A 13429-nucleotide genomic window follows, 5' to 3' on the forward strand; every position below is an offset into this window, starting at 1 on the left:
CGGTCAGCCTGACCAGCCACCGTCGATGATGTGCGGCTGTCCCGTGGTGAAGGCGCTTTCGTCGCTGGCGAGATAGACGACGAGCGCGGCGATTTCCTCGGCCCTGGCGATCCGGCCCATTGGCTGGCGGGCGACGAAATCCTTCATCGCCTTTTCATAGTCGCCGGTGGCGCGCAGCCGGTCGTGCAGCGACGGGCTTTCCACCGTGCCGGGGCAGATCGCGTTGCAGCGGATGCCGCGGGTGATGTATTCGATGGCGACCGATTTCGTCAGCCCGATCACCGCCGCCTTGGTGGTGCCATAGACGAAGCGGTTGGGCGCGCCGATCACCGAGGAACAGGCTGAGGACATGTTGATGATCGACCCGTTGCCGCGATCCAGCATGCCGGGCAGGGCGGCCTGTATCGTGCGGAACATCGACTTGACGTTGAGGCTCAGGGCGAAATCCAATTCGTCCTCGGTCGCGTCCAGAACCGTTCCGGCATGGACGAACCCTGCGCAGTTGAACAGGATGTCCGGCGCGGCGCGGGCGACGCCCTCGGCGACGGATTCCGCATCCAGAACGTCCATCCGGTAGATTTCGATCCTGCCCTCCGACTCTTCGACCAGTGCCGTCAGGGCATCGGTGTTGATATCGGTGGCAAAGACCTGGGCGCCTTCGGCGGCCATCGCCAGAGCCGAAGCTTTGCCGATGCCCTGGCCTGCGGCGGTCACAAGGGCGCGTTTTCCGGTCAGTCTTGTCATGTCGGGTCTCGTCCTTCGGGGGCAGCGGTAAAATCCAGTTGCACTTTCATCGCGCGGTTTCGGTCGCCGGCAAGGGCGAAGGCCGCCGCCGCATCCTGCATCGGGAACCGGGCGGAAAGCAGCGGCGAAAGATCGAGTGTCCCGGCATTGATCAGGGCCACCGCGTCGGCGAATTCCTCGTGAAAGCGGAAGGCGCCGCGCATGTCGATCTCGCGGGCGACAAGCGCGTTGATCGGCAGCGTCACGTCGCCGCCCAGCCCCAGTTGCACCAGCACCGCGCGGGGGCGCAGAACGTCAAGCCCGGCCCGCAGCGCGGATTCGGTGCCCGAGGCTTCGATCATCACGTCGAAACTGCCCTTGTCGGCTTTCCACGCGCCCGTCCAGCCGGGCGTGGCGGCGACGTTGATCGCCTTGTCCGCGCCGACTGTCAGCGCGATGCCGAGAACATGGTCGATCACATCGGTGGCGACGACTTCCGCCGCGCCCTGCGCCTTGGCCGCCAGAACCGCAAGGGCGCCGATCGGGCCGCAGCCGGTGATCAGAACCTTCCTTCCGGCCACCGGCCCGGCGCGCTTCAGCGCGTGCAGCACGACCGACAACGGTTCGGCGAATGCGGCAATTTCGGCCGGGACCTGTGGTGCGATCAGGTGGCATTGCGATGCGTCCGCCACCAGGTCCTGCCGGAAAGCGCCCTGGATATGCGGCATCGGCATGGCGCTGCCGTAAAAGCGCATGTTCAGGCAGTGATTGAAAAGCCCGGTCTCGCAGTAAGTGCAGGATCCGCAGGGCCGGCTGGGGGAAACCGCCACCCGGTCGCCGGTTTTCAGCCCGTCCACCCCCTCGCCGATTTCGGAAATCACCCCGGCGACTTCATGCCCCAGGATCATCGGTTCGCGCAGTCTGACGGCTCCGAATCCGCCCTGCTGAAAGTAGTGAAGATCGGAACCGCAGATGCCGCCCGCTTCGATCCGAACCTTGACTTTCCCGGTGTCAACCGGATCGCAAATGCATGATTCTATGCGCAAATCTTTTGCCGCATGGATCACTACAGCTTGCATCCGGTTCCTCCCGAACGGCGTTGAAACGCACCGTTTTTTAATGGCCTAGTGCAAAGTGATCGAAAATACTAGGGTTCAGTTCGGACCCTCGGGACGGAACATGAAACAGGGACGGGCGCGATGACAGGAACGCATTTCGACCTCACGGGCCGCCGCGCGCTGATCACCGGATCCAGTATGGGCATCGGTCTGGCGCTGGCGCGCGGGCTGGCGGAATATGGCGCTGCCGTGGTGTTGAACGCGCGTGACCAAAGCCGTCTGAAGGACGCGGCGGACGGTTTGCGCGGGCAGGGTTTCGACGCGGACGCCATGGCGTTTGATGTCACCGACCCATCTGCCGTCCAAGCGGCCGTGACCCGGATCGAGGCGGAGTCCGGCCCCATCGACATCCTTATCAACAACGCCGGCATGCAGTTCAGGGCGCCCCTGGAGGATTTTCCGGAGGAAAAGTGGGACCTGCTGTTGCGCACCAATGTGACCAGCGCGTTTCTGGTGGGCAAGGCGGTCGCCAAACACATGATCCCGCGCGGCGCGGGCAAGATCATCAACATCGCGTCGGTGCAAAGCGAACTGGCCCGTCCGGGCATCGCGCCCTACACGGCCACAAAGGGCGCAATTCGCAACCTGACGCGGGGCATGGCCACCGATTGGGCGCGGCACGGGCTGCAATGCAATGCCATTGCGCCCGGTTACTTCCAGACTCCGCTCAACCAGGCGCTGGTCGACGATCCGAAGTTTACCGCCTGGCTGGAACAACGGACGCCGGCGGGACGTTGGGGGCGGGTGGAGGAGTTGATCGCCGCGGCGGTTTTCCTGTCCGGTCCGGGATCGTCCTTCGTGAACGGGCATACGCTTTATGTCGATGGCGGCATGACCGCCTCCATCTGAAAGGAAACGGAACATGACACCGACTGTTGCCGTGCTGGGCACGGGGCTGATGGGCGCGCCGATGGCCCGCAACCTGTTGAAAGCCGGGTTCCCGGTCAGGGTCTGGAACCGCAGCGCCGAAAAGGCCGAGGCGCTGGCCGCGGATGGCGCGGTCGTTTGCGCCAGCCCGGTCGAGGCGGTGGAAACGGCGGATTTCGTGATCACCATGCTGAGCGACGGATCGGCAACCGGCGCGATGATCCTGAATGCCGACGTGACGGATGCGCTGCGGGACGGCGCGATCTGGCTGGACATGAGTTCGACCAAGCCGAACGAGGCGCGCGCGCAGGCGGCGCATCTTGAGGAACTCGGCTTCGATCACCTGGACGCGCCCGTTTCGGGCGGCACCAAGGGGGCCGAAGCCGGCAGCCTTGCGATCATGGTCGGTGGCGACGCCAGGGTCTTTGCGGCGGCCGTGCCGGTCTTCGAGGCGATGGGCCGTCCGGTCCATGTCGGCCCCGGCGGCGCGGGGCAACTGGCCAAGCTGGCCAACCAGGCGATCGTCGCGGTCACGATCGGGGCCGTCGCCGAAGCGATGCTGCTGATCGAGGAAGGCGGCGCCGACCCGGCGGCGTTACGCCGGGCGCTCCGGGGCGGGTTCGCGGACAGCATCATCCTGCAACAGCATGGCCAGCGCATGACCCAGCGCAACTTCGTGCCGGGGGGCTTGTCCAGGTTCCAGGTCAAGGATCTGGACAACCTGCTGGAAGAGGCGGCGGGCCTGAACCTGACCCTGCCGACCTCGCAGCATATCCGCGACCGTTTCGTCGATTTCTGCGACAAGATGGGCGGCGCGGACAAGGATCATTCCGGGCTCTACCTGGAACTGCGCAGGCGCAACGGCATGGATACGGAGTAAGACATGGCACGGATTCTCATACTCGGCGGCGGCGGCATGATCGGCCAGAAGCTGGCCTTTCACCTGGCCGAAACCGGCTGGAACGGTCAGCCTGCGGAACTGACCCTGCACGATCTCGGGTTTCCGCCCGATGGCGCGCCTGCGGCGCAGCGTATCACCGGCAGCCTGGCCGAAGATGGCGCCGCAGCGCGCCTGGTCGCGACCCGTCCCGACGTGATCTTTCACCTGGCGGCCATCGTCTCGGGCGAGGCCGAACAGGATTTCGACAAGGGCTGGCAGGTCAACATGTTCGCGACCTGGGCGTTGTTGACCGCCCTGCGTGCCGAGCATGAGGCCAGTGGCGGGCAATACCGCCCGCGCGTGGTCTTTTCGTCGTCGATCGCGGTTTTCGGCGCGCCGTTCCCGGACCGGATCGGGGATGAATTCCTAACCGCGCCTCTGACTTCCTACGGGGCGCAGAAAGCGTGCTGCGAACTGATGGTCAGCGATGTCAGCCGCAAGGGGGTCATCGACGGGATTTCGATCCGGCTGCCGACGATCTGCGTGCGCCCAGGCAGGCCGAACAAGGCGGCATCGGGTTTTTTCTCGGGCATCATCCGGGAACCGCTGAACCGCCAGGACGCGGTGCTGCCGGTGCCCGATACCGTGCGCCACTGGCATGCCTCGCCCCGGTCGGCCGTCGGGTTCCTGACACGGGCGGGCAGCATGGATATTTCTGCGCTGGGGGCGCGGCGCAGCCTGAACATGCCCGGCCTGTCCTGCACCGTCGCCGAACAGATCGAAGCGCTGCGTGACGTGGCCGGGGCCGCGGCCGTGGCGCGGATCAGGCCGGTGCCGGACGAGGCCATCATGTCCATCGTCGCGGGCTGGCCGCAGGATTTCGAGACCCGCCGGGCCGCGGAACTGGGGTTCGTCGCCGAAAACGATTTCGGCGAAATCATCCGGACCTATATCGCCGACGACATGCCGTCGGGCTGAGATCCGATCAGATTGCGCTTCAAATGGTCGTGGAGCGCATCGCGCACGTCTTGCGCGGTGCCGTTCAGCGCGCAATCCACGATGCGCTGGTGTTCCGCGATATTGCCTTCGAAATACCCGAAATTGCGTTCGCGCGTCACCAGTTGCTGCCGGAACTGGTCGTAGACCGACTGAAACGTGCTGCGCAGGATCGGCGAATCGCAGGCCGAGACGAGTGTTTCGTGAAATTCCCATTCCGCCTTGCACCACGGTATCAGAACCGGTTCGATGCCGCCGGTCTTGCTGATCTGGTTCTCGATATGGGACAGCTTGTGATGAGCCGCGGTCAGGCGCGCTTCCCATTCGATGCCGCCCAGGCGCATGGATTGCGTCGCGCCTTCCTGTTCAAGGGTGATGCGGAACGTCGTCAGGTCATGCTGCCTGCGGGCATTCGTGGGGCGCACTCGGAATCCCCGCTGGTCCTCGAAAAGCACGAGCCCGACAGAAGCCAGGCGGAACAGGGTTTCGCGCACCGTGTTGGCCGAGCATCCGTAAAGACCGCGCAGGTCCGCGGGTTTGAGCTTTGCGCCCGGCGAAAACTGCGCTGTGATCAGCTTGATCCGCAGGTCTTCATAGATATCCGGTGTTTCGGTTCGGGAAGGCATATGAAAGGGGGCGTCCTGTGCAGTGAATTTTGATTTAGCGCCAAAATTTCAAAATTTCAAGAATTTCGGATTTTTTGTTGTCGCAACGTGAGCCGATTGCTAAGGTTTTCGAACGCGACCCGATAACCGCTGACAAAAAGCAGGTCGCTGAGACAAACTGTCTGGGAGGACATCATGAAGATTTTGACGAAGGCGGCCTGTGCCGCCGGTGTTGCGGCGCTGCTGTCCGCGACCGCCATGACGGCATCGGCTGAAACCACAAAGCTGCGGATCCAGACGCACTACGCCCCGGAAACCGTTTCCGGAAAGCTTGCCGCGGAATACGTGGACAATGTGCAGACCATGTCCGGCGGCGAAATCGAAATCGAGATGTTCTATTCGTCGTCCGTCGTGAAGTCGGTGGAGACATTCGATGCCGCGGCGACCGGCATTCTGGATTGCGACATGACCGGCGGCGCCTATCAGACCGGCAAGAACCCGGCCTTCCAGTTCGTCGGCGACATCATGGGCGGTTACGCCACGCCCTATCAGCAACTGAGCTGGCTGTATTACGGCGATGGCCTGGCGGCGGCGCAGAAGCTTTACAACAAGTATGACATGCAGCTCGTGGGCTGGTGGGTCTACGGGCAGGAGAGCCTGGCTTCGACCAAGCCGATCGCGGGCATAGCGGATCTCAAGGACTGGAAATTCCGCTCCCCGCCGGGCATGGAGACCAAGATATTCGAGAAGCTGGGCGCCAAGCCGATCGTGATGGATTTCACCGAAATCTTCACCGCGCTCGAAACCGGGATCATCGACGGCGCGGATGCGTCGGGACTGGCCAACAACGTGGGGCTGGGGCTCTATGACCTTGGCAAGTTCACCAACTATCCGGGCTTCCATTCGATGCCCTCCGATCACCTCGCCTGCAACAAGGCCAAGTGGGACGCGATGCCCGAAGCGCATCGTCGCATCATGTCGGTGGCGATGGAAGCGCTGGCCCTGCGCACGGCCCTGACCTTCGAGAAGAAGAATGCCGAAGCGGCAGCCGAATTGCGTGCGGCCGGGGTGACGCTGTCGGAATGGTCGCCGGAAGACCTTCAGGCCTTCCGCGATGCGGCGCAGTCGACATGGCCCGAATTCGCCACGTCTCCGGAAGCCGAGGCGTTGGTCCAGGCGCATCTGTCCTACCTCAAGCAACTGGGGCTCGTGTCCGAGTAAGGCGACAGCAAGGCGCGGGCGGCCCATCGCGGGCCACCCGCCCGTTTCCGGCTGATCAGGCGAGGGTCTCATGGTCGAACACGAACGCACGGGCTGGGTGGATGCGATCACCTGGCGATTCAGCCGGGTGGCGATGATCCTGCCGGCGGTCATCGTTGCCATCATGTTCTACGAAGTGATCATGCGCTACGTGTTCGAACGGCCGACGCTTTGGGTCAACGAGGCGTCGCTGTGGCTGGGCGGGATGGTCTACCTGTTTTCCGGCCTCTACGCGATGCAGCAACGCAGCCATATCCGGATCTTCATTCTCTACGACATGGTTCCGAGATCCTGGCGCAAGCTGTTCGACGTGCTGTCCACCCTGGCGATCATCGTCTTCTGTTTCGCGGTGATCTGGGGCGGCTTCGGCGAAGCCTATGCCAAGCTCATGCGGTGGGAACGGTTCGGCACCGCCTGGGACCCGCCGATACCGGCAACGATGAAACCTTTGATCCTGCTCACTCTGATCTGGGTGACGATCCAGGCTGTCTCCAATCTCTACTGGGACTGGGACAAGGACCCTGAATCGCACGATGTCGCCGATGAAATCGACATCGCAATCGAAGAAGTGAAACGCGCGCAGGCGCAGGTCGAAAAGACCTGATCCGCGACGGCAGGGGGCCAGTCATGGACATCGGAACGATATCACTTGTCCTGCTGGTCGGGATGCTGGCCTTGCTGGCCATCGGGATGCCGCTGGGATTCGCGTCGGGATTTCTCGCTGTCGTTGTAATGGTGATGAAGTTCGGGCCGGAGCTTCTGTTGAGCAACTTCGGGACCGGGCCGCTCAATATCCTTGCCCAGCGGATGTATGGGCTGACGACGGATTACGTGCTGATCTCGGTCCCGCTGTTCATCCTCATGGCGACGCTTCTCGAACGGTCCGGCATCGCGCGCGACATGTATTCGTCGCTGTCGGTCTGGCTGAACCGGACCCGGGGCGGCATTGCGCTGGTCACGTCGCTGATGGCGGTTGTCATGGCAGCGATGTCCGGCATCATCGGTGGCGAGGTGGTTCTTCTGGGCTTGATCGCGCTGCCGCAGATGCTGCGGCTGGGCTACGATCAGAACCTGGCGATCGGGACCATCTGTGCATCGGGGTCGCTGGGCACGATGATCCCGCCGTCCATCGTCCTCATCTTTTACGGTCTGATCACCGAGACCTCGATCCATGCGCTGTTCAAGGGCGCCTTTGTGCCGGGGTTCATCCTGGCGTCCTGCTACATGCTCTACATCATCGTGCGCACGCGTCTCAATCCGGGCCTCGCGCCGCTTCCGGAACCGGGGCCGGATGACATGACCGGCGCCCAGAAACGGGTCTATGGCAGCGCGCTGCTGTCGATCATCGCGATTCTCGTCCTGGGCGTGACCCTGATCCGGTCGGGTTTCCTGATCTCGATGGGCCGGGTCGATGAACACACGTCGATCCTGAGTTCCACCCAGATGATGACCCGCGCCGCGATCATCGCCGGCCTGCTGGCCTACCTTGCCTTTTTCGTCCGCCCGGCGCGGATCAGGGCGGCCTGGGACGTGGGCAAGGGGTTGATCGCGCCGATGCTGGTCGTCGGCGTGGTGCTGGGGTCGATCTACGGAGGCATCACCGGGATCACCGAAGCGGCGGGCATGGGCACGTTCGCCGTGCTGGTGCTGATCATCCTGCGGGGCGAATTTTCCTGGACCCTGGTGCGCGAGGCGCTGATGCGCACCTTCAAATCAACCGGCACGATCATCTGGGTGACGTTCGGCGCGACGGCGCTGGCCGGGGCCTATACCATCGCGGGCGGTCCGACCTACGTGGCCAACCTGATCGTGGGCTACGAGATGCCGACGCTGGGCGTTCTTGCGGTCATGATGATCATCTTCCTGTTTCTCGGGGCGTTCATGGACTGGGTCGGGATCGTGCTGCTGGTGATGCCGGTGTTCCTGCCCATCGTGCTGAAACTGCCGATCGAGGAGATCGGCGTTTTCGCTCCGCTGGTGGCGGACCCGCGCTTTTTGTCGGTGTGGTTCGGCATCCTGTTCTGTGTCAACATGCAGGTGTCTTTCCTGTCGCCGCCCTTCGGGCCAGCGGCGTTCTACCTCAAATCCGTGGCCCCGCCGCATATATCGTTGCCTGACATTTTCAGGGGGTTCCTGCCTTTCATCGCGATTCAGCTGTTCGTTCTGATGCTGATCCTGTTCTTTCCGGAACTGACCATGTTCTTCCGTTAGACCGCCGAAGAGAGACCAGCCATGTTGACCCGAACCCAGATCGATTTCTACCGGAACAACGGCTACCTGGTGGTCGAGAGCGTTCTGGACCAGGCCGCCGTGCTGGATCCCGTGCGCCGGGAATATGCGGCCCTTATGGACGACCTCTACGCGGGCTGGCTGAAACAGGAACGTGTTCCGCCGGGAGTTTCGGGTTTCGATGACCGGCTGTTGGCCAGTTACCGCGCCGGTTGCGACTGGTTTCAGCCGATGGACATTTCGCTGCCGGGGGACCGGATCCAACCCGACACGCCGATGCATTTCGGCCCGGCGGTGTTTGACATGATCACCAATGCGCGATCTCTGGGTCGCCGCGCGGGCCGGGCTGGCCGAACGCCCGCATGTGGCCATTCACAGGTGGCGGGCAGTTTCGCCATCCTGTGCCTAGGATTCGACATATCATTTCAGGGAAAGTGACATGAAAGATTTCATCCGCCTTGACGCCGAAGACAATGTGGTGACGGCAACCCATGCCTTGCAGGCCGGCACTGACGTGGAAGGCACCGCGACCCGCGGTCTGATCCCGTCGGGCCACAAGATCGCGACGCGCGCCATCGCAAAGAGCGAACAGATCCGCAAATACGCGCAGTTCATCGGGCTGGCGTCGCAGGACATCGCACCGGGCGAACATGTGCACACGCACAACGTGGCCTTCCGCAATACGGAAGCCGAATATGAGTTCGGCACCGATATGCGCCCGGTGACTCCGGTGCCTGAGGGGGAACGCGATACCTTCATGGGCTATCGGCGAGAAAACGGCCGGGTCGGTACGCGCAACTATATCGCCATCGTGACCTCGGTGAACTGTTCCGCCACCGCGGCGCGACGCATCGCCGATGCCTTTGGCCCCGAGGAACTCGCCGCCTATCCCAATGTCGACGGGGTGGTGGCCTTCGTGCACGGCACCGGCTGCGGCATGGCGGGAGATGGCGAGGGGTTCGAGGCGCTGCAACGGGTGATGTGGGGTTATGCGCGCCATCCGAACCATGCGGGCGTTCTGATGGTGGGGCTGGGCTGCGAGATGAACCAGATCGACTGGCTGCTCGAAGCCTATGGGCTGAAACAGGGGCCGCTGTTCCAGACCATGAACATCCAGTCCGTCGCGGGGCTGCGCCGCACCGTGGAACTGGGCATCGAGAAGGTGCGCGCCATGCTGCCGCTGGCCGATGCGGCGCGGCGCGAACCCTGCCCGGCCAGCGAACTGATGGTCGCCCTGCAATGCGGGGGCTCCGATGCCTGGTCGGGCATCACCGCGAACCCGGCGCTTGGCTATGCCTGCGACCTGCTCACGGCGCAGGGCGGTACGGGTGTGCTGGCCGAGACGCCCGAAATCTATGGCGCCGAGCACCTGCTGACCCGCCGCGCGGCGGATCGGGCCACGGGCGAGAAACTGGTCGGGCTGATCAAATGGTGGGAGGATTACACTGCCCGCAACAAGGGCAGCATGGACAACAACCCCAGCCCCGGCAACAAGAAGGGCGGGCTGACCACGATCCTCGAGAAAAGCCTCGGCGCGGCGGCCAAGGGCGGCACCAGCCCGCTGACCGGGGTCTACAAATACGCCGAGCCGGTGACAGCAAAGGGCTTCACCTTCATGGACAGCCCCGGTTATGACCCGGCGAGCGTCACCGGGCAGATCGCCGGGGGCTGCAACCTCGTCGTCTTCACAACCGGGCGCGGTTCGGCCTTCGGGTCCAAGCCCGCGCCGACGATCAAGGTGGCGACCAATTCCGAGATGTATACCCGCATGACCGAGGACATGGACGTGAACGCGGGCGACATGCTGACCGGGGGCGTGACGCTCGAAGAGAAGGGCCGGGAGATCTACGAACTGATCCTGCGCGTTGCCTCGGGCGAAGCATCCAGGTCCGAGGCGCAGGGCCTTGGGGATTACGAGTTCGTGCCCTGGCAGATCGGGGCGGTGATGTGACACGGCGGCAGGTGGCGCGGTGACGGACACCCGATGCCACGGGCGTCGTTTGAGACAACAGGGAGAACATGGGATGAGCAAACCAAAGATCGGATTTATCGGACTTGGCCTGATGGGCGCGGCCATGGTCGGGCGGCTGCAATCGCTGGGTTACGAGTTGACGGTCATGGGCAATGTCACCCGCCCCCGGATCGACGCCGCCGTCGCCGCAGGAGCCACAGAGGCGGCGAGCCCCGCCGAACTCGCGGCGGCGTCGGACATCGTGATGTTGTGCATGGACACCTCGGAGTCGGTGGAGAAACGCATGCGCGGCGAAGATGGCGTGATCGCGGGCCTGACCCCCGGAACCATCGTGATCGATTTCGGCACCTCGCTTCCGGGATCGACCAAGGACCTGGGCGCGGAGGTCGCGGAAAAAGGCGCGACCTATCTGGACGCACCCTTGGGGCGCACCCCGTCGCACGCGGTCGACGGGATGCTCAACATCATGTGTTCCGGGGACAAGGCCGCCTTTGACAAGGTGGAACCGGTGCTGAAGGACCTGGGGGAAAACGTGTTTCACCTCGGCGCGCTCGGCAACGGCCATACCATCAAGCTGATCAACAATTTCTTCGCCATGACGACGGCGAACGCCATGGCCGAGGCCTTTGCCATGGCGGACCGCGCCGGGGTTGGACGCCAGGATCTCTATGACGTCATGTCCGCCGGGCCGCTGAAATCTGGGATGATGGATTTCATCAAGGCCTACGGGATCGACGGCGACCCCGATGTTCTGGCGTTTTCGGTGCGCAATGCCGCCAAGGATGTGGGATATTACGGCAAGATGGCCGAAGATCTGGGTGCGGCCACCATCATGTCCAAATGTGCGCGGGAAGCCCTGAATACGGCGGTGGATCAGGGGATGGGCGATGCGATGGTGCCTGAAATGGTGGATTTCTTTGCCAGGCGATTCGAGAAATAGCCCGTGACCGGCCTGACGGCCCAGGTCAGACAGGACCGCGCCCGGCTGGGCATCGTGATGATGCTCGGGGCATATCTGTTCTTTGCGGTTCTTGATACCTCGGTGAAATGGCTCGTTGTCGCCGGTTTCCCGGCCTTCCAGCTCGCCTTCATGCGCTATCTCGGCCATTTTGCCATTTCCCTGGCGCAGATCGGCCGGGGCGGGCTGAACTGGCGGCGTTTCGGGTCGGGCCATATGGGGCTGGTGCTGTTGCGCGCCGGATTGCTCGTCGGATCCACGGTGCTGAATTTCATCGCCCTGAATTACCTGACCCTGACCGTCACCTCTGCCATAATGTTCTCCGCGCCGATCATCGTTTGCGCCCTGTCCGTGCCGCTGCTGGGGGAAAAGGTGGGACCGACGCGCTGGTTCGCCATCGTGCTGGGGTTCTGCGGCGTTCTCGTCATCATCCGTCCGTTGGGCGAAGAGTTTCACTGGGCGGCCCTGCTGTCGGTCGTGAACGCGTTCTGCATGGCGTTCTATTCGGTGATGACCCGGCGATTGTCGGGTCTGATCGCGGCGGAGACCATGCAGTTCTATGCCGGGGCCGTGGGCACCATCGCCTTGCTGCCCCTGGCTGTCGCCACATGGCAAACCCCCGCGACGCCGATGGACTGGGTTCTGATGCTGGCGCTCGGCGGTTTCGGCTGGGCGGGACACGAACTGCTGACCCGCGCGCATGGGTTCGCGCCGGCGAACACGCTGATGCCCTATACCTATTCCTTCATGATCTATCTCACGATCAGCAGCTTTGTCGTGTTCGGCAACATACCGGACGCCTGGACCCTGGCCGGGGCGGCGGTGGTCGTCTGTTCCGGCCTGATCATCTGGCGGCGCGAACGGCAGTTGGGGCTGCGCGGGTGACAGCGACGGCCTGGGCATCTGGCGGTCTGCTCGGTCGGACCGACGCACAAAGCCCGTAGACAAGTGCGGTTTCCCTGTTCCAAGCTGGGAGTCCGCGACGCCGATGATCTGTCGGGCAGGAGGGGGAGCCAACGATGCCGCACACAGAAACGGATACCGGATGCTGACCTTCGCCGCGGCGGTGTTCTTTCTGCTCATCACGCCCGGCCCGGGCGTTCTGTCCACGGCCGGTGTCGGTTCGGGCTTTGGTGCCGCCGCCGGGATCAGGTATGTCGGCGGATTGTTCCTGGGAACCAACCTCGTGGCGCTTGCCGTCGTCAGCGGTCTGGCCGCCGTTCTGCTGGCCGATCCGCGTCTGCGCATGGCCTTGTTCGTATTGTCCGCCGCCTATCTTCTGTATCTTGCGGTCCGCATCGCTTTCGCGGGGTCGCGGCTTGCATTCATCCGGCGCCGCAGGCCGCCGGGTGTCTATGGCGGGATTGCGCTTCAGGTGATCAATCCCAAGGCCTATGCGGTCAACACCACGCTGTTCACCGGATTTTCGTTCCTTCCCGGCAGCCTGGCCGCGGAAACTCTGCTGAAGTTCCTGATCATAAACGTGATCTGGGTGCCGATCCATTTTCTCTGGCTCTGGGCCGGAATCAAGCTTGGCGAACTCGATCTGCCGCGCAGAACCCATGTCGCGATAAACGCGGCGATGGCAGTGTCCATGCTGCTGGTGGTCGGGCTGGCGGTTCTTGCGCAGTTCCATGTCTGAACATGCCCGGTCCCGGCATGCACCGGATTCGAAAAATAGTTTAGCGTCGAACAATTTTTTGCTATGCGCTGATCGCAATCGTGCTATGCGGCGGAAGGACTACGTTGCGTCAGGCGAACGTGTTACCCGGGCGCCCGAGGGAGAAGAGCTTGAAATCATGGCTCCAATCGAAACGAACA

General features: G+C 63.4%; 14 protein-coding genes. 11 read left to right on the top strand and 3 right to left on the bottom strand.

The window, feature by feature from the left end:
* Positions 1 to 3 precede the first annotated feature (3 nt).
* Together QO034_RS04025 and QO034_RS04030 are read right to left on the bottom strand one after the other, a co-directional pair.
* Positions 4 to 744, bottom strand: a complete 741-nt coding sequence (locus tag QO034_RS04025; protein ID WP_284484213.1) for an SDR family oxidoreductase — start codon at positions 742 to 744, stop codon at positions 4 to 6.
* The gene (locus QO034_RS04030) at positions 741 to 1769 is read right to left on the bottom strand and encodes an L-idonate 5-dehydrogenase (RefSeq protein ID WP_321169985.1); all 1029 of its coding nucleotides are present in this window, start codon (positions 1767 to 1769) and stop codon (positions 741 to 743) included. Before QO034_RS04030 ends, QO034_RS04025 begins: the two co-directional genes overlap by 4 nt.
* A 153-nt stretch (positions 1770 to 1922) precedes the next feature.
* Between QO034_RS04030 and QO034_RS04035 the strand changes: the two genes are divergently transcribed.
* The 3 genes from QO034_RS04035 to denD are packed head-to-tail and all read left to right on the top strand — an operon-like array spanning position 1923 to position 4566.
* Positions 1923 to 2690, top strand: a complete 768-nt coding sequence (locus tag QO034_RS04035; RefSeq protein WP_284484215.1) for an SDR family oxidoreductase — start codon at positions 1923 to 1925, stop codon at positions 2688 to 2690.
* Between the two features lie 13 nt (positions 2691 to 2703).
* Positions 2704 to 3588, top strand: a complete 885-nt coding sequence (locus QO034_RS04040) for an NAD(P)-dependent oxidoreductase (RefSeq protein ID WP_284484216.1) — start codon at positions 2704 to 2706, stop codon at positions 3586 to 3588.
* A 3-nt stretch (positions 3589 to 3591) separates the two neighbouring features.
* On the top strand, positions 3592 to 4566 hold the full coding sequence (denD, locus tag QO034_RS04045) for a D-erythronate dehydrogenase (protein WP_284484217.1): 975 nt from the start codon (positions 3592 to 3594) through the stop codon (positions 4564 to 4566).
* On the opposite strand, the gene QO034_RS04050 is transcribed toward denD, so the two are convergent.
* Positions 4536 to 5210, bottom strand: a complete 675-nt coding sequence (locus QO034_RS04050; RefSeq protein WP_284484218.1) for a GntR family transcriptional regulator — start codon at positions 5208 to 5210, stop codon at positions 4536 to 4538. The two genes, denD and QO034_RS04050, sit on opposite strands and share 31 nt — an antisense overlap.
* Before the next feature lie 174 nt (positions 5211 to 5384).
* Between QO034_RS04050 and QO034_RS04055 the strand changes: the two genes are divergently transcribed.
* From QO034_RS04055 to QO034_RS04090, 8 genes are all read left to right on the top strand, one after another.
* Positions 5385 to 6410 carry a TRAP transporter substrate-binding protein gene (locus QO034_RS04055; RefSeq protein ID WP_284484219.1) on the top strand — a complete coding sequence of 342 codons (1026 nt, stop codon included), beginning with the start codon at positions 5385 to 5387 and terminating at the stop codon, positions 6408 to 6410.
* Between the two features lie 70 nt (positions 6411 to 6480).
* Positions 6481 to 7053 carry a TRAP transporter small permease subunit gene (locus tag QO034_RS04060; RefSeq protein ID WP_284484220.1) on the top strand — a complete coding sequence of 191 codons (573 nt, stop codon included), beginning with the start codon at positions 6481 to 6483 and terminating at the stop codon, positions 7051 to 7053.
* Positions 7054 to 7076: 23 nt separating this feature from the next.
* On the top strand, positions 7077 to 8660 hold the full coding sequence (locus QO034_RS04065) for a TRAP transporter large permease (RefSeq protein ID WP_284484221.1): 1584 nt from the start codon (positions 7077 to 7079) through the stop codon (positions 8658 to 8660).
* A 21-nt stretch (positions 8661 to 8681) separates the two neighbouring features.
* The gene (locus QO034_RS04070; RefSeq protein ID WP_284484222.1) at positions 8682 to 9116 is read left to right on the top strand and encodes a phytanoyl-CoA dioxygenase family protein; all 435 of its coding nucleotides are present in this window, start codon (positions 8682 to 8684) and stop codon (positions 9114 to 9116) included.
* Between the two features lies 1 nt (position 9117).
* Entirely contained in the window at positions 9118 to 10629 is a 1512-nt protein-coding gene (locus tag QO034_RS04075) for a UxaA family hydrolase (protein ID WP_284484223.1), read from the top strand.
* 73 nt (positions 10630 to 10702) lie between these two features.
* On the top strand, positions 10703 to 11590 hold the full coding sequence (locus QO034_RS04080; RefSeq protein ID WP_407696718.1) for an NAD(P)-dependent oxidoreductase: 888 nt from the start codon (positions 10703 to 10705) through the stop codon (positions 11588 to 11590).
* Between the two features lie 3 nt (positions 11591 to 11593).
* Positions 11594 to 12493: a DMT family transporter gene (locus QO034_RS04085; RefSeq protein ID WP_284484224.1), complete on the top strand. Its 900-nt coding sequence runs from the start codon at positions 11594 to 11596 to the stop codon at positions 12491 to 12493.
* A 160-nt stretch (positions 12494 to 12653) separates the two neighbouring features.
* Positions 12654 to 13250: a LysE family translocator gene (locus QO034_RS04090; RefSeq protein ID WP_284484225.1), complete on the top strand. Its 597-nt coding sequence runs from the start codon at positions 12654 to 12656 to the stop codon at positions 13248 to 13250.
* Positions 13251 to 13429 lie beyond the last annotated feature (179 nt).

The sequence above is a fragment of the Sedimentitalea xiamensis genome, assembly GCF_030164465.1.
Classification (GTDB): Bacteria; Pseudomonadota; Alphaproteobacteria; order Rhodobacterales; family Rhodobacteraceae; genus Sedimentitalea; species Sedimentitalea xiamensis.

What these genes read in the sequence shown, in the direction of transcription:
- QO034_RS04040 (WP_284484216.1), top strand. Translation starts at nt 2,704, where the DNA reads ATGACACCGACTGTTGCCGTGCTGGGCACGGGGCTGATGGGCGCGCCG.
- QO034_RS04050 (WP_284484218.1), bottom strand. Translation starts at nt 5,210, where the DNA reads ATGCCTTCCCGAACCGAAACACCGGATATCTATGAAGACCTGCGGATC.
- QO034_RS04070 (WP_284484222.1), top strand. Translation starts at nt 8,682, where the DNA reads ATGTTGACCCGAACCCAGATCGATTTCTACCGGAACAACGGCTACCTG.
- QO034_RS04080 (WP_407696718.1), top strand. Translation starts at nt 10,703, where the DNA reads ATGAGCAAACCAAAGATCGGATTTATCGGACTTGGCCTGATGGGCGCG.
- QO034_RS04065 (WP_284484221.1), top strand. Translation starts at nt 7,077, where the DNA reads ATGGACATCGGAACGATATCACTTGTCCTGCTGGTCGGGATGCTGGCC.
- denD (WP_284484217.1), top strand. Translation starts at nt 3,592, where the DNA reads ATGGCACGGATTCTCATACTCGGCGGCGGCGGCATGATCGGCCAGAAG.
- QO034_RS04075 (WP_284484223.1), top strand. Translation starts at nt 9,118, where the DNA reads ATGAAAGATTTCATCCGCCTTGACGCCGAAGACAATGTGGTGACGGCA.
- QO034_RS04025 (WP_284484213.1), bottom strand. Translation starts at nt 744, where the DNA reads ATGACAAGACTGACCGGAAAACGCGCCCTTGTGACCGCCGCAGGCCAG.
- QO034_RS04055 (WP_284484219.1), top strand. Translation starts at nt 5,385, where the DNA reads ATGAAGATTTTGACGAAGGCGGCCTGTGCCGCCGGTGTTGCGGCGCTG.
- QO034_RS04035 (WP_284484215.1), top strand. Translation starts at nt 1,923, where the DNA reads ATGACAGGAACGCATTTCGACCTCACGGGCCGCCGCGCGCTGATCACC.
- QO034_RS04060 (WP_284484220.1), top strand. Translation starts at nt 6,481, where the DNA reads ATGGTCGAACACGAACGCACGGGCTGGGTGGATGCGATCACCTGGCGA.
- QO034_RS04090 (WP_284484225.1), top strand. Translation starts at nt 12,654, where the DNA reads ATGCTGACCTTCGCCGCGGCGGTGTTCTTTCTGCTCATCACGCCCGGC.